Annotated in this window: 16 protein-coding genes; 8 read left to right on the forward strand and 8 right to left on the reverse strand. The window is 38.7% G+C overall.

Translation table 11 applies throughout. From position 1 onward, the window contains the following. The first annotated feature begins 199 nt into the window (after nt 1–199). Both CWC02_RS02890 and CWC02_RS02895 read left to right on the forward strand, forming a co-directional pair. The gene (locus CWC02_RS02890; protein ID WP_138616328.1) at nt 200–604 is read left to right on the forward strand and encodes a hypothetical protein; all 405 of its coding nucleotides are present in this window, start codon (nt 200–202) and stop codon (nt 602–604) included. 3 nt (nt 605–607) lie between these two features. Next, entirely contained in the window at nt 608–925 is a 318-nt protein-coding gene (locus tag CWC02_RS02895; protein ID WP_138616330.1) for a helix-turn-helix transcriptional regulator, read from the forward strand. A 159-nt stretch (nt 926–1,084) separates the two neighbouring features. On the opposite strand, the gene CWC02_RS02900 is transcribed toward CWC02_RS02895, so the two are convergent. Genes CWC02_RS02900 through CWC02_RS02910 form a run of 3 tightly spaced genes read right to left on the reverse strand, consistent with a single transcriptional unit; the run spans nt 1,085 to nt 3,061 of the window. After that, a complete protein-coding gene (locus CWC02_RS02900) occupies nt 1,085–1,525 on the reverse strand; it encodes a PaaI family thioesterase (protein WP_054551219.1) in 441 nt (146 codons plus the stop codon). A gap of 28 nt (nt 1,526–1,553) precedes the next feature. After that, entirely contained in the window at nt 1,554–2,153 is a 600-nt protein-coding gene (locus CWC02_RS02905) for an NAD(P)H-dependent oxidoreductase (protein ID WP_054551218.1), read from the reverse strand. 8 nt (nt 2,154–2,161) lie between these two features. After that, entirely contained in the window at nt 2,162–3,061 is a 900-nt protein-coding gene (locus CWC02_RS02910; protein ID WP_138616332.1) for a haloalkane dehalogenase, read from the reverse strand. Nucleotides 3,062–3,210: 149 nt separating this feature from the next. Here CWC02_RS02910 and CWC02_RS02915 point away from each other — a divergent pair, with 149 nt between their 5' ends. Together CWC02_RS02915 and CWC02_RS02920 are read left to right on the forward strand one after the other, a co-directional pair. Beyond that, nucleotides 3,211–3,789, forward strand: coding sequence for a TetR/AcrR family transcriptional regulator (locus CWC02_RS02915; RefSeq protein ID WP_138616334.1), 579 nt, complete (start codon nt 3,211–3,213; stop codon nt 3,787–3,789). Nucleotides 3,790–3,919: 130 nt separating this feature from the next. After that, complete coding sequence (locus CWC02_RS02920) at nt 3,920–4,861, forward strand: sensor domain-containing diguanylate cyclase (protein WP_138616336.1); 942 nt, start codon at nt 3,920–3,922, stop codon at nt 4,859–4,861. A gap of 35 nt (nt 4,862–4,896) precedes the next feature. Here CWC02_RS02920 and CWC02_RS02925 read toward each other — a convergent pair whose 3' ends face one another. Next, nucleotides 4,897–7,782 carry a M16 family metallopeptidase gene (locus CWC02_RS02925; RefSeq protein ID WP_138616338.1) on the reverse strand — a complete coding sequence of 962 codons (2,886 nt, stop codon included), beginning with the start codon at nt 7,780–7,782 and terminating at the stop codon, nt 4,897–4,899. A gap of 247 nt (nt 7,783–8,029) precedes the next feature. Here CWC02_RS02925 and CWC02_RS02930 point away from each other — a divergent pair, with 247 nt between their 5' ends. Continuing rightward, entirely contained in the window at nt 8,030–8,986 is a 957-nt protein-coding gene (locus tag CWC02_RS02930; protein ID WP_138616340.1) for a methylenetetrahydrofolate reductase, read from the forward strand. Here CWC02_RS02930 and CWC02_RS02935 read toward each other — a convergent pair. From CWC02_RS02935 to CWC02_RS02945, 3 genes are all read right to left on the reverse strand, one after another. Continuing rightward, complete coding sequence (locus CWC02_RS02935; RefSeq protein WP_138616342.1) at nt 8,983–9,951, reverse strand: sensor domain-containing diguanylate cyclase; 969 nt, start codon at nt 9,949–9,951, stop codon at nt 8,983–8,985. The two genes, CWC02_RS02930 and CWC02_RS02935, sit on opposite strands and share 4 nt — an antisense overlap. A gap of 41 nt (nt 9,952–9,992) precedes the next feature. Continuing rightward, nucleotides 9,993–11,234, reverse strand: a complete 1,242-nt coding sequence (locus CWC02_RS02940; RefSeq protein ID WP_138616344.1) for a DEAD/DEAH box helicase — start codon at nt 11,232–11,234, stop codon at nt 9,993–9,995. A 95-nt stretch (nt 11,235–11,329) separates the two neighbouring features. Beyond that, on the reverse strand, nt 11,330–12,031 hold the full coding sequence (locus tag CWC02_RS02945) for a DUF3581 domain-containing protein (RefSeq protein WP_138599615.1): 702 nt from the start codon (nt 12,029–12,031) through the stop codon (nt 11,330–11,332). Nucleotides 12,032–12,553: 522 nt separating this feature from the next. Between CWC02_RS02945 and CWC02_RS02950 the strand changes: the two genes are divergently transcribed. Genes CWC02_RS02950 through CWC02_RS02960 form a run of 3 tightly spaced genes read left to right on the forward strand, consistent with a single transcriptional unit; the run spans nt 12,554 to nt 14,825 of the window. Then, a complete protein-coding gene (locus tag CWC02_RS02950) occupies nt 12,554–12,949 on the forward strand; it encodes a DUF3019 domain-containing protein (protein WP_138616346.1) in 396 nt (131 codons plus the stop codon). Beyond that, nucleotides 12,946–13,638: a response regulator transcription factor gene (locus CWC02_RS02955; RefSeq protein WP_138616348.1), complete on the forward strand. Its 693-nt coding sequence runs from the start codon at nt 12,946–12,948 to the stop codon at nt 13,636–13,638. Before CWC02_RS02950 ends, CWC02_RS02955 begins: the two co-directional genes overlap by 4 nt. Continuing rightward, entirely contained in the window at nt 13,635–14,825 is a 1,191-nt protein-coding gene (locus tag CWC02_RS02960) for an ATP-binding protein (protein ID WP_138616350.1), read from the forward strand. The genes CWC02_RS02955 and CWC02_RS02960 overlap by 4 nt, the downstream gene beginning before the upstream one ends. Here CWC02_RS02960 and CWC02_RS02965 read toward each other — a convergent pair. Next, a complete protein-coding gene (locus CWC02_RS02965; protein WP_138616352.1) occupies nt 14,809–15,651 on the reverse strand; it encodes a MipA/OmpV family protein in 843 nt (280 codons plus the stop codon). The genes CWC02_RS02960 and CWC02_RS02965 overlap by 17 nt on opposite strands. Nucleotides 15,652–15,736 lie beyond the last annotated feature (85 nt).

The following is a 15,736-nucleotide window of genomic DNA, read 5'->3' on the forward strand; positions in this document are numbered from 1 at the left end:
GTGCTTTTTAGCCAACCACATATGACAGTAGCAAACTCGTACGCCGCAAGAAAAACCCAGCTAAAGTGCTTATTTTTCAATAACAAAACAGATATGACATCTTATCTGTCATATGCCAAAATAGGCACTGACATATCGCTGACGGCGTAAAAAACAAAAATAATCATTAAATTTACATCATCAACTTAACAAGGAAACGATGATGAAAAACGACGTACTAAACTCACATAAACTAGGTTATAAATTTTACTTTCAAGATGGTGACAACCAAATCGCATGCTTTGGTCACATTATGAGTGGTAAAGAAAAAATATATGTAAACGACGAATTGGTTAGTGAAAAGCGCAGCTTTGGCTTTAAAAGTCGTCACGACTTTAACTACCAAGGTAATGCTTATGCAGTCGATTTTGCGATGCAAAATATACTTACCGGCAAGCTTGAATGTTCGTTTTACAAAACTGGCAAATTAGTTAAACAGAGCACACAAACCTCACTTACTGATAACCCAAAACAAGTGGCTTTGGTTACCTTGGGGTGTTTTATCGGTGGCGCAATATCAGGTTATGCAGTCGTTACTTTTATTGAACCATTGCTTGGGAAGTAAGTAATGCAACTGAACCCCAATACAATAAAAGCACTCAGACTTAAATTCGATTGGACGCAGCAACAATTGGCAGATGCCTGTGATGTAAGCTTACGTACCATTCAACGAGTTGAAAAAGAAGGCGCGGCATCAAAAGAAACTACCATGAGTCTATGTGCAGTGTTTGAAGTACGCCAAGGTGAGCTCATTAAGCTCGATGACGAAGTATCTGAACCAACCACAACACATGCAGTGAGTAAGCAAAATCTCGCTGCAATTGTAGCCGCATCTTCGTTTGTCAGTTTTGCCCTAGGTATGGCAACCGTATTTGTTATTTTTTAGGAGTGGAAGATGACCAAAGAACAACGCGGCCACACTACACTTATCGGCTTTGTAATAACAACCATACTCTTTGCGCTAGCTGTTAAAGTTAGCTCACTACTTTAGTTGATAATAGGTCAATATAGAGCCCAGCTACATCACGGCTGGGCTGTATTTATGTTACTGCTTTAATTGATAGCGATTAAAGGTTGCAGTAGCTAACGCAACAGGTATATCAGGCGCATCTGATTTATAAACATTCGCAATAACCGTGCATAAGGTTCTTCCCTTATGGATCACTTCTGACTCGGCAATAATTTTATCTCCTGGAGAAAGTGGTTTAAAAAACTTTACGTTAAGCTCAACAGTACTGCACATTTGGCCTTTATCCATAATCGTTACCATCGCACAGCCTAAGCTTGAATCGAGAAACCCAGAGACAACACCACCATGAACAGCCCCTGTTGGTGAGACATGATCACGTCTAATTAATAATGATGTAATAACTTTATTTTCTTCCTTTTTGACTGAATCAATTTCAAAACCTAGCCAATCGCCATAGCTATCACTTTGCTGGAAAGAAATACCGATATGTTCAGATAAAAAATCTAGCGTTTTCAACTAACCACTCCCCTACTTCTTTAAGATTTTAAAGGCCTAGTTGCGCATATACATCTATTAGTTCTTCATGTATTTTTGCGTTTGCGTATTCAAGCCCATCGGCGCGCCGAGGGTCATCAATGACCTCTACCCATTTTTGCCCATACTTAACAACCTCGTCTTCACCACAAGCATCTGCATTAAACATGTACAATGGCTGAGAATAATTCATTTTGGCTAAGTTGGCTGTAAGCTGAAATGGTTTTAAAACCTCAGGTACAGTAGCGAACATATGAAAGCCATTGTAATTTTTTGCTTGTCCTCCAGCAGAGCAAATTATTTGTAAGTCTTTGCCTTTAAGCTTGTCTCCTTTGCTTCCGTATGCAAATTGATATTGTAAAACATCATCAAGCCACTTCTTAAGAAGAGGAGTCATTGACCACCAATAGATAGGAAATTGAATCACGATTCTGTCATGAGACAACAACAACGCTTGTTCTTTTTCGATATCGATTTTAAAGTCAGGATATTCCAAATACATATCTCTACTTGTTGCTACTTTACCTGACTGCTCTAATTGCTTCTTCCAAGTATTATTGACTCGTGATGCGTTGAGATCGGGGTGAAATACTAAGTGTAAGATTTTCATAAAGATCCTTACTTTATTAATTTAAAAAGTTTAAGTGCTGCAACAGCAACGGTGTCTCCAAATTCCTGCACAAAATGCCCTGCATTATTTATTTCTAGAGGTTCAGGGCAATTTTTGATTACGCTTTGCATAAAATTCATAACTGTAGGTCCTAACATTTTGTCTTTCATACCTATTGCCATGAATGATTCGCCTTGCCACTCACTTTTCCAAAATTGAAATGCTCGAGTTGAAATTTTTACGCACTGAGGATCTGGCGCAGCAACAATTTTAGGGAACTTTTTGACGCCAGCTTGATAACTTGCATCTGGATATGGAGATGCATATGCACTCGCTTCATCGCTGTCAATTGTTGGCGCATACTTTTTGAAAAAACTAGCGAGATTTAATTCATTTGGCAGAACGATATCGTCATGCCATTTTAAGAATTCAGGACTGCTCACAGGCTCAACCAGCAACCCTGTATTCATGATGATTAATCTTTTAAAACGCTCTGGCATATCTTGAGGCAATGTAAGACCCAAAAGCCCTCCCCAATCTTGGCAAACCAAAGTAATATTATTTAAATCTAACCTCTTAATAAGTTCGATTAAGTAGTTACGATGAAACTCAAACGTATAAACATTCTCATCAATTGGTTTATCTGACTTACCAAAGCCAAAAAGATCTGGGGCTATCACCCTGCCTCCGACGTTAACAAATTCAGGGATCATTTTTCTGTAAAGGTAACTCCAAGCAGGCTCACCATGCAGACATAAAAAAATTTCTTCAGAGTCAGGATTACCTTCATCAAGGTAGTGAGCCCTCAAGCCTTCATATCCATTCAAGTCACTAAAGTAATTAGCTTTAAAAGGATAATCTTTAATATTATCAAAGCTACTTTGTGGTGTGCGTTTACTATTTATCATGCCTATTCCTCAACAATAAAAACAATTAGGTCAAGTGACCTAATTAAAATTTAGGTCAGATGACCTACAATGTCAACATTGAATTTAACTGTTGAGTACTCGTAAAATGATAAGGTTTGATTACTAAGCAGAAATACTTTGAGATTTTAATGAAGAAAAATGCCAAAACAGATTTAATAATAGATACGGCTTTGCATATTCTTAGACACGAAGGTGATTATGGCGTGACAATGAGAAAAGTTGCCAACGAAGCTGGTATGACTTTGAGCAATGTTCAATATTATTTCAAAAATAAAGATGAGCTTTTAAAGGCGATGGCAGATCGCTATTTCAAATCATGTCTTGACGATATGAGACAAATGGATCCAATAAGCAACCTAGAGAACCCAAGCAATGAGCTCCATTCGCTGCTAGAGAGCTTTCTAAGTCATGGTTTGAAATTAACCCAAATGTGCAGAATATTTAGGGAGTATTGGGCTATATCGACACGAAATGAAGTTATCAATCAACATATAAAATTTTACTACGAAGAAATGGCATTGATCTTAGCTGATAAATTGCGACCTATTTCTCACTCAGACTCAAACGTTTCTAGAGCTGTATCTATATTTATCCCATTTGTAGAAGGTTACTCAATCACCGCACAAGCTATGCCCGAACGCATTGATTCAATCTCAAAAATAATGACTGAAGTTATACTTAACTTACTCACTGATGAGCATGAATAAATTAAACTACACATAAATCTTCGTAAGTTATCATCTGTAAAATTTATTCAATCACACTCTTTTTTACTTTTAACCATGCAATCTAATAATTTATTGCTACTCTTTAGAAAAGTGTAAAGCAGGAATTGGTGTGCTTGAGTCAAAGGAATTTTTAAGGTTAATACTCGATACTCTCCCTGAGCATATTGTTGTCATCAACGCCGAAGGCGATATCAAATTTGTAAATCGCAGCTGGCAAACATTTGGCGAACAAAATAACTGTGCGTGCAATGAGCAATGGCAACAACAAAATTACCTCGCAATTTGTAGGTCAGCGGCTTGCCAAAACGATGAGTTTGGAGCAAAAGCGTTTAATGGAATAAAACAAGTAATTAACCATCAGTGCGAAGAGTTCTATCTTGAATATCCATGCCATAGCGACATGGAAAAGCGCTGGTTTTTAATGCGAGCAGCTTCTCTTTTTTATGATAATCAGCGTTTTATCGTTATAAGTCACTTAAATATCACCGAAAGAAAGCTTGCTGAACAACAAGTCCAACAACTTGCTAGAATTGATGGCCTAACACAAATAGCTAATAGACGATTTTTTGATAGTTTTATTTTACAAGAATGGAGTCGTTGCTCGAGATTAAATTTACCTGTTTCGTTAGCTATGATTGACCTTGATAATTTTAAAACGCTAAATGATAAATTTGGTCACTTAGTTGGTGATAGCTGTCTAAAAGAAGTTGCAAAACTACTGCCTGAATTTACTCGCAGGCCCGGTGACTTGTGCGCCAGATACGGTGGTGAAGAGTTTGTACTGGTGCTTGGCAATACACAAAGTAAGCAAGCACAAAGTCTAGTAACACGCTTAATAGATATGATCAGTAAATTACAATTAGCTGAACTTACAGGTCATCCATTAACGGTTAGTATTGGTTTAGCTACTATTTACCCTAGTAGCGATAGTGATGCCATGTTACTCATTGAAATGGCTGATAGCGCGCTTTATCAAGCAAAAGAAGCAGGGCGAAATCAACTTGTGGTTGCTGATAACATCGAGCCATTAAACCTAGAAAAATGCCCCTAATTAGGGGCATTGATTAGAGCTTGTTTATCCAGTTATTACTGAAATACTTTTTCGACATCAAGTACTTTAATATTTTTTGCTGGTATTGCGAGCTTATAGTCTGCAATGACTTTATCTTCAGCAACAAGTTCTGCTGGTTTTTCAGCGTTATACACCATTGGTGATGTTTGCTCTGAAGCTAAGCGTTTTTGCATATCTTTGCCATCACCAGTAATAAACACATAGTGGATATTCTCTGTTTGCAGGTTATCGCGAATAACACGGTTAACATCATCAAGGGTTAGCTTTTCAAGCTTGCCGCGCACATAGTCAACAAAGCTCTCAGTGTTATAGAACTCACTATCAAGGGCATAACCTAATTGGCGGTCTTGGCTTGCAACCATTTGTGGCACAAAGTTAATTAAGAAGTTACGAGTCGCTTCAAAATCTTCTTTGCTGATGCCATTTTTAATTAGCTTATCAAGTTCAAATAATGCCGTACGTGTTGCAAAGTGCGCATCGTTATTAGAACGAAGCGGACGTAACCATACTTGGAAAATTTGCTCGGAACGGCCTAAGTTAGCATCTGGTTTAGTTTGGAACATACCACGCGGGAAGTACTCAATGTATGCATAGTCACCATAGTTCATACCACGGGTTTGACGAATACGCTGATACAAGAAGCTGTTTGAGCTGCGGTGTTCGCCAAAGTAAGAGCGCACTAACCAAAGCGCAGTCCAGTCATCACTGCTACGAATTGTATCGATTGGGAAACCAAATGACACTGCGGTAGATTGCGCTGATTTTTCAACAATCGTTGCATGATGACCTTTTAGCACTGGCGCATCAGGGATCGTTAAGCGGCTTTCTTTACCTTGTGGAAGCGATGTTAAATCTTTCAGCATAGTCGATTTAACATCACTCGGGATCGCACCAATTAGACCCACTGTTAACTTAGATTGGGTAAACTGATTAGCATAAAATGCTTTTACATCGTCAAGTGTCAGTGCTTCAAGGTCTGATAAATCACCATAGTTATAGCTTTCATACGGGTGGCCTTTATAAAGTTGATGATAAAGCACTTCTTTACCTAGCTCTTCGTCATTAGATGCTTTAAGGCCTGCTTTAATGCTATCAATAAGCTCTTTTTTCAGGCGTTTAAAATCATCTTCTCTAAAGCCTGGGTTTAACATCTGGTCGCTAACAAGTGCATACCACTGCGCAGCATTATCTTTATGTACACGACCACGTAAAGAAATCATCTCTTTATCGATTTGATAGCCAAAGCTTCCCGCTAGTGGATATAGCGCTTTTTGAATATCTTTGTAGCTCATCGTTTCTGAGCCACCTTGCGCTAGCATTGCAGCTGTTAATGCCGCTAAGCCTTTTTTGCCTTGGGGATCAGCCGCTGCACCGGTATTGAATAACCAGTTCACATCAACCAATGGTGAGCTATTTGTTTTATCAAGTACTTTAAAGTGACGCTCTGTTGGGGCTTGCTCAATACTGGCAACTGCCGCATTTAAATCAACTTCTTGCTCAAAACCAGCCACTTTATCAAGCGCCGACATTGTCACCGTGGTACGGCTTGAATCAACAAAGTACTTGTTTGCTACCGTTTTGATATCCTCAGGCGTGATGCTATCAGCCGTGGCATAAAGTTGGTTAATCACCTCTGGGTCGCGCTCAAAGTGCATGTAGCTTGCAAGTGTTGAAGCGATTGACTGCGATGAATCTAAGCCATTAATAAAGCTATATTTTAGGTTTGATTTTAAATCAGCTAACTTTTGCGCATCTACTAACTCAGTACGCGCTTGTGCATAGGTACGGTTAATCGCATCACGGGCTTTAGCAAGGTCCGCTTCGTTCTCTACTTTTACAAAAACATGTAATAAACCTGGATCTTTAGTATCTGGGTTATAGGTAAACATTTGGCTGGCAATTTGTTTATCAACAACAAGTTCTTGATAAAGTGCCGAATTATTAGAGAAATACAGCTGTGAGATCAAATCAAGAGCGGCACGGTCCTTTTGAGTAGGATCCCATGCCGTGCCTTTGTATGACACAAGCAACCAGTGGCCTGGTAAACCATCATTTTTCTCATGTACATATTTTGCTGTTTTTTGCTTTGGCTCAACAGGAATGTCTGCTTGGTAATCGCCTTTTTTCCAGTTACCCCAATGCTTTTTCACCATCGCCATGGTTTCTTGTGGATCAACATCACCAACAATGACTAAAGATACATATTCTGGTTTATAAAATTTAGCGAAAAACTCTTTACCGTACGCCATTTGATCAGGCATAGCTTCAATGTCTTCGAAAAAGCCCATTGTAGTGTGCTTATACGTATGCTTTTCGAATGCTTCGTTACGAACTGCAGAAAGTAACTTACGAATTGGGCTAGCATTATTCTTTAAATACTCACCTTTTACAGTCAGCGCTTCGGTGCGGAACTGCTCTTCGCTGTATGTCAGGTTTTGGAAAATATCAGCTTCGATTTCAAGTACTTTATCTAAGTGCTCTTTTGAGAAGTTTAAGTGATAGTTCGTGTAATCGTTGGTCGTATACGCGCGATTATCAACACCCGAGTTCTTTAAAATATCTGAATACACATCTTGCGGGAATTTTTCAGAGCCTTTAAACATCATATGCTCAAAGAAGTGGGCAAAACCGGTTTTACCTGCTTCAACTTCATTACGTGAACCAACCGATACCGGAATTTGCAGTGACACAACATCTGGGTAATCCGTTTTAACGACCATCACGCGAAGGCCGTTTTCAAGCTCTTCTAATAGGTAATCTTGGCTAAATACACGGTTATCACCTTGGCTGACTCGCTGCTCAATTTCGACTTCTTTAACCATAGTTGACTGTGAGTTACTTGCGCAGCCACTCAGCGCCAGTGTTACAGCAACACTGGTTGCTAATAATCTAAATTTCATAATGTTCCCTTATTAGTTATTTTTCTCATAATCATTGCTGCTTGATTATGCATCAAAGCGCTAGAAAATATGAGGGTCAGAGCAACAATTTATGTAAACAGGTGTGTCAATTTAACTAAACGCTCAGCTTTAAACTTGAGTAAAATTCATAGTCATTGAAAAACTTTCATGAAAAAAATCTATCTAGACGTCTAAATGGCTGCTATATTATTTGTCATAAACATTAGCACGAGCTGGAATGAGGATTATGGCTTTATCATTACAAGAAAAAATTGAAGACACCAACCAAGGCGTCTACCTGATCGGTACCACACCTCCAAAGTCAGGGACTGATAAAGCACAGCTTGAAACCATTGCCCAAAAGCTACTTGGTCGTTTACACGAAATTGAATACGATGGCGTGATTATTTACGACATTCAAGATGAAAGTAGCCGCATTGCAAAGCCGCGTCCTTTCCCATTTAAAGAAACAGTGGATCCACGTGAATACAGTCAATTACTGCGCAGCTTGTCACAACTAGATGTGATCACATACAAAAGCGTAGCGCAACGAGGTGAAGCTGAATTTACCGAATGGCTAAACGAAACACGTAACGACTTCGAATTAAAAAACTTAGTGTTAGTGGGTAGTCCATCATCTCATGGCGATATCAAACTAAGCCTTCCTGATGCATATAAAACGCTTGCAAAGCAAAGCAGTGATGTGTTTTTAGGTGGCGTTACCATTGCCGAACGTCACGCTAGCAAACGCAATGAACATGAGCGTTTAGTTGAAAAAACAGCACAAGGTTGTAAGTTTTTCATCTCACAAGCCGTTTACAATGCCCAAGCAACGATTGATTTGATCACCAGCTATGCGCGTAGCTGTAAAGCACAAGGCACAACACCAAAACGCATTATTCTAACGTTTACCCCTTGTGGTGGTGAAAAAACCTTAGACTTTATGGAGTGGTTAGGAATTTCGGTACCAGAAGCAACTAAGTATCGCATGTTAGATTCTGCAAATACATTGAGTGAATCAGTGCGTATTTGCCGTGAGAATCTCGATTTAATTTTACAAAGCTGTGCGCATTTAGATGTACCGCTAGGTTTAAATATTGAGAGCTTAACTAACCGTAAAGAAGAAATTGATGCGTCAATTAACCTTTACCGTCTACTTAAAGCAACCATGGAATTAAACCTAGCTGAAAAGCAAATAGCTTAGCGGGCAAGTTTAGAGGCTTGCTTTTTCTCATACATATCTTCATCAGCCCGCTTTAATAGCTCAGCAAATGTTTCTTTAGGTTGAGCTACAATACCTGAGCCTATACTCAAATTAAGTTCAGGTATTGCCATATGTTTAAGGTTTTCTTTAAACGCTTCATTAAGTTTGTAGCTAATCGCTTCGATACAGTCGTTACTTTTCACTTGCAGAACCGCAATAAATTCATCTCCTCCTAAGCGGCCAATAATATCAGCCTCTCGTAGATATTGCTTCAATGTATCAGCCAGACATATCAGTGCTTTATCTCCTACTTCGTGACCATGCTTATCATTGAGTGGTTTAAAGTTATCTATATCGATAAACAAACAACAGATATTAAAGCCCAACCGGGCGGCAAGATTTAATTTATGTTGGCAAAGTAAATTGAGTGCGCGGCGATTATAAATATTTGTGAGGGGGTCTAGCATCGCAATTTCACGCATTTGGGTGAAATTATCAAGTAGAGCTAAATCATCTTCCACCATATCCCTAAGCTGTTCGATGAGTTCTAAAAGACTATGCTGATAATCAGTTTTCTTAAAATCCATTACACAAAAAGTACCAAACGGTTCCCCGTTCGGCCAAGTTATAGGCACACCTAAATAGGATTCAACGCCATCGACAGTAAGTGGACAATCATCCCATTGATTATCTAGACTAACTTGTGGAATGTATAAAGGAGCCATATCTTTTAATACCTTTTTGCAAAAGATATTGTCGTCAATGGCTAACTCGATTCCAGCATGGTAAGGGTTTTCTCGTTGTTCGCTAGAAACAATTATGCGGTATGCTTCATCTGTCTTATGAACAATAAAGCCTGCAGGCGCTGAGAATAACTCGGTCATTAAATCGACTGTTTTTTGCCATTTTTGCAAAGAAAACTGGTTGTCAGGCTGACAAAATGACCATTTATTAACTTCTAACATACTACACACTTATTTTAGTCAGTGGATAGTATAAATATACGTCACTTTTTACGGTGTCTCATACTTTTTTGACCCAAAATACGCTTTTTATCTCGCGAGCGACGAGCTTTATTAGTGTTTTTTCTTATATTTTTAGGCTCTTTCGTTAAATCTGGCTCATACCCCGGTAACCACTGAGGAGTAAGTCTGGTGCCCAGTAAAATGTCTATTTCATCTAATAACCATTGTTCATCAATGCTAACTAGCGACAAAGCTAACCCTTTTTCGCCAGCACGACCTGTACGACCTATTCGATGCACATAATCTTCAGCCACATAAGGTAGCTCATAGTTAATGACATATTTTAAAGAGGCAATATCAAGGCCGCGAGCGGCCACATCCGTCGCGACTAATACCCGAGTTACACCAGATTTAAAGTTTTGTAATGCTTTATCTCGCGCCCCTTGGCTTTTATCACCATGAATTGATTCGGTTTTTAAGCCATCTTTACACATTTCTTTAGCAAGCACATCAGCGGTTTGTTTAGTACGAGTGAATATAAGTACTTGCTGCCAATTTTTCATGCCAATCATATGTGATACCAGCTCGCGTTTACGGTCTTCATCAACCGCATAAACTAGCTGCTCAACTTCAACCGCTGCTGAGTTGCGTTTATTCACTTCAACTAATTTAGGATCATTTAATAACTGCTTACTAAGTTTAAAGATGCTGTCGTCAAATGTGGCTGAAAAAAGTAAGGTTTGGCGTTCTTTTGGCATATGACGCAAGATACGTTTTATCTCGTCAATAAACCCCATATCAAGCATGCGATCAGCTTCATCAAATACCAAAGCATTAATACTAGAAAGTTTAATACTGCCTTTGATCAGATGATCAAGTAAACGCCCCGGAGTTGCAACAACAACCTGCGCCCCTTTTATGGCTTTAATTTGTGGTCCAATACTAGCGCCGCCATAAGCCAGTGCCGCTTTTATTTCAGTATGCGCAGCATAACGCTCTACACTTGCAAAAACTTGCTGTGCGAGCTCTCGGGTTGGCGTTAAAATTAGGACTTTAACAGCATCAGGGAGTACTTCAGCAGATAACAAATTGTGCAGTAGTGGTAAAACAAAGGCAGCAGTTTTACCCGTACCAGTTTGTGCGCTGCCCATTACATCTGCACCCGCTAAAATAAGTGGGATGGTTTGCGCTTGAATTGCTGTGGGTGTGTGATAATTCTCTTCTTGCAAGGCTGTTAGCAATGCAGGTGCAAGATTTAACTCTGAAAAGGTCGCTACTGACATAGTCTGAAGTATATTTAGCTATAAAAACGCTATTGTACGCGGAACATCAGCAACAAAAAAGGCGCAATAAGCGCCCTTTGTCGTAATTGTAAAGATTACGCCGGTTTAAGTGACTCTTTCCGGTGATTATAAAAACTAATTAGGTCATCAACCGTTGTTTGGCAATAATCACGAATGCCAGATACAAGCATGTGCTTTTCACCCGCCCCTACTTTTTCGCCATTTTCTAACAGGTTGAAGCGAAGCGTAATTTTTCCGCGTTTGCCAGTAAACTCAAAATCAGGCTCAGCAAACTCTAATTCAGGTGCACTGATATCAAGGCGGTCAAGGTTAATCAACATTGATTCGTAAATCACCATTGGGCGGGCTGGGTTGATCATCACATCTTGCTTGCCCATTAATGGAATGATGACATGTGGGAAGGTAGTACCAGAAAACTCAACATAGTTTTTTATTAAGCTATTTGTTAACTCAGGACATTGGCTAACAGCCCCTTCACGCTTTACTTTTAGCATCACTTTTTCGCCATCGGTGATAGCAAACTCATCAGCACCTTCAGGAAAAGTCAGCTTTGAATTTTCATCAACCATACCGGCAAAAGTGAACTCCATTTTTTCACTAATACCATAGCGGTTTAAAACCAGCGAAAAAAGTAAATCGCCCGGCACACAAAACTTTTTAGCATCTTTATCGTGTAACGGATTGAAATCATCCGCCACTAACTTAGCAAAGCGACAGCCTTGCTCGCGTGAGATAGAAACGTAATCAGCATGCTGCTGATAATAAGGACTTAACATATTTGTTCACTGCTTAAACTACTTATAACCTATCTATACTATCAGAAAAAAAGCAAACAGAGGTCGAATCTGTTGAGTATCATTTTCTATATTAACTTTGTGAAAAACTAATTACTTTCAGAGCGCGCACCAAATTGTATCAATTTGTACGAAACAATTAACAAATAAGCGTGAATAGTAAAAACTAATAGCGCATTTATATAGTGAAAAATTATTACATAAAAACAAATATAAATTCACTTTATCTTTTAAAACAACAAGCTAATAAAGATCTGAACGAGGCACTACAAAAAACTCTGAAACACAAGCTTTAATGTAAGGCAATTTGTAGCTAATGAAATAAATGAGGTATGATAAGCGCGCTTTTTTATCATGAAATAACTCATATAGACTGCATAAATAATAATGATAATAAGCGGTAAATAAATGAATACTCACTATGATTTTGAATGGTTTCATCTGTTTTTAATGGTAAATATTGCTTTGAAATTTAGACGACCAATCGCTCAGGGACTTGGTTAAATGATAAACCGATTAAGCTGGGCGGCTCTGCTTTTTAGTTTTTGCTGCTACTCTCAAGCTGAAGATAAAGCTGAACAGGTCTTTTTTAAAGTTTCACCAACAGTCTGTGTGACAGAAGCAAAACAAAAAGCCTGCGAGTTTAATGTGCAAGTTCATTTTCGAGTTGCTCCTTATGAAGAACTTTGTTTAGAAGTAACCCAACGCCCTCATTACACTCAGTGCTACACGCAAACAGGATTAATAGCCAAACAGTTTTTAATCAAAACAGAATACCCTCTTACCGTTAAGTTAATTAACCCTTTGAGCAGCAACGTTGTTAAACAGCAGCGTCTCTCAATAGTTAGCTATGAAGCCAAAGATTACCGTATAAAGCGGCGCTTTGGCTGGAGTTTATGATGCAGCATATTTTTTTAATTGAAGATGATGTGAAACTAGCCAATTTAATTCAAACATTTTTATTAAAACACGGCTATACCATTGATGTATTTAATACAGCTGAAGATTACCGTAGTAGTGAAATTACCTTTATTCCCTCATTGATTATCTGTGATGTGATGTTACCTGATGGCAATGGTTTTGAATTAATTTCACAACTAAAAGAAAAATACACCTGTCCTGTTATTTTTTTAACAGCTTTAGACTCAGTGCAATCACAAATTAAAGGCCTAAACTTAGGTGCTTACGACTACTTAATAAAGCCCATTAAACCTGAGCTATTATTAGCGAAAATTAAAACAATCATCGCCCACACTGTAAGCCAAGATAACTTTTCAGATCACAGCGACTGTTTACGCATAGACAGTAAAAAGCGTGATATCTACTTTCATAATACTGCTCTGAACCTAAACGAGAGTGAATTTGATATTATCGCCTATCTAGCGAAGAATATGCCGCAGCCAGTCTCTCGCGAAGTGCTGTTTAAACATGTCATTGGCCGTGAGTATGACGGACTAGACCGCGCTATAGATTTAAAAGTGAGCCGATTACGTAAAAAACTCAAAGATACGATAAGCAGCCACAAAAATTCGTTGGATATTAAATCGGTGCGAGGCAAAGGCTACAGTTTGGATATTTCAAAACTATGAAGCAGCAATTTTTTAAGCTTTACCTGATTATCACAGTAAGCTTAATTGCTTTAGTTCTTGCGTTTGGTCAGCTTTATAATGAGTTTTTTTCTAAGCATGTGCCGAGTATACAAATTAGTGTTGCTGAACTTACGCAAATAGCAGAGCAAAAAGACTCGCGGATCAGTAGCCTAAGCATAAGTGAAATTGCATTGCCTGATTCTTTGCTCGACACGTTTAATCAAGACGGTATTATCAGTGTCACTGAGCATAATCAGCAATTTATATATCTCAAGGGCAGTAATGGTAGCATTCAAAAAGTTGGCCCCATTAACCTGATTTCACACGCAAAAACTGACTGGTTTGCTTTTTTCGCCTTTTATTTTTTGCTTGGTGTGATGATTTTATTGTTTATACGCCCAGTGTTTCGTGATTTGAGCTTATTGCAACGTGCAGCCTACCGCTTCAGCAAAAAACCGCAACGAATAGAGCTCGATATAAAGCCAAATTCATCCATTGCACCGCTTGCAAACACCTTTACTGATATGTCAGAGCGTATCAACAAATTTGTGCAGCTTCATAGCGATTTATCCCGCATTATTTCTCATGAAATTCGTACCCCACTCTCGCGTATGCGATTTGCGTTATCAATCGCAGAACTAGATTCGTTAGAAAGTAGCCAAATAGAGCGTGATATCGATGAGATTGAATTGCGCTTAGAACAATATTTATCGTTTGCTCGTTTAGAGCATCAACAAAGTGTGTTTAACCAGGAAAAAGTTAACTTAACTAAACTGATCAACACGGAAATAGCTAAATTTGATTTATACAAAGAACTCAAATTTATTCCAACTCTTGGGGTTGACGCTGCTTTTTGCGAAACAAGCTTTATGGCAATCGCGGTACAAAACTTACTGATCAACGCCACAAAATACGCAAAGCACACTATTTATATAAGCACTGAAGAGAAAGCAGGTAATTACTTGATAAGCGTCACAGATGATGGACCAGGGTTGCCTATAAATGCTGATGCGTTAATTGAACCATTCAAACAAGGTGAAGGAGATAAATTGGCGAGTGGTTATGGATTAGGACTTTATATCGTGCATCGTATTGCTAGCTGGCATGGCGGTAAAATTGGTTTAGCCAATAACCTCGAAACCGGCGGCGCTCAAATCTCAATCAGTTGGCCTAAAAATGGTATGTAATGCCAGTAAAACCTGAGAAATAGCCATTTTTATTAATCATATGTGAGTTAGCTAAATTGCTATCAAGCCAAGTGTGCTTTAGTTTGAAATCAACACTAAAATTATCACTGATCGGATACTCGTAGCTTACTTTTAAATAGTAATTGGTGGCACTTTCTAAATTATAACTTAATAAGCGAGTTTTGCTCTCTGTGGGGCTAACCGTGTAGTAATAGTCAATTAACTCTTCATTTTTGTAGTTTATACCAGCCTCAATGCCAGCAATACCGGAAAACAGTGTAAATGCTTGGTAGCCATTGAATAAGATTTCATAGCCATTATGAACATTGGTTATATCGTGCACGTATGCCGCACTCAACCAAATGTCGTCATAAACATTTAAAGCTGATGAAAAGCCAGCCATATAAGAAAGGTTACGCTCTATCGGTGTTAAGTTAATTGGTGAAGCACTTGGAATTGTAGGTCGACCTGAACTAGAACGTACCACACCTGTCGCGTAGAGTTTATCTACCCCATCTAACTCAAAGAAAAAGCCATCATCATTAAAGCGCCCCAGTAAATCAATATAAAATTTCTCAGATTCAAATAAGCTGTAACCAATAGAAAAATCATCGAAATACCAGCTATCACCATAATAAGCCAAGCTTGGCAGAATTGGCGAAATAACATCATCGGCATCAAGTACTGGGTTTTCAATACCACCGTAGCCTAGCGTAACGCTTGCATGAAAAGTAGACTTTTTAATCAATTGCGGCTGCTTAACATCATCCTGCGCAAATGCAGTTGATGCAGCTAAGCAACACATTGAACCAAACAACCTTTTCATTAACGTAACTCACCTTAATGCCGTAATAAACGACTACTATACTAACTTAATAAACTAAAACTCTTTTAGCCCTTTCTGTTCTGGG

The organism is Pseudoalteromonas sp. S2721, assembly GCF_005887425.1.
GTDB classification, from domain to species: Bacteria; Pseudomonadota; Gammaproteobacteria; order Enterobacterales; family Alteromonadaceae; genus Pseudoalteromonas; species Pseudoalteromonas simplex.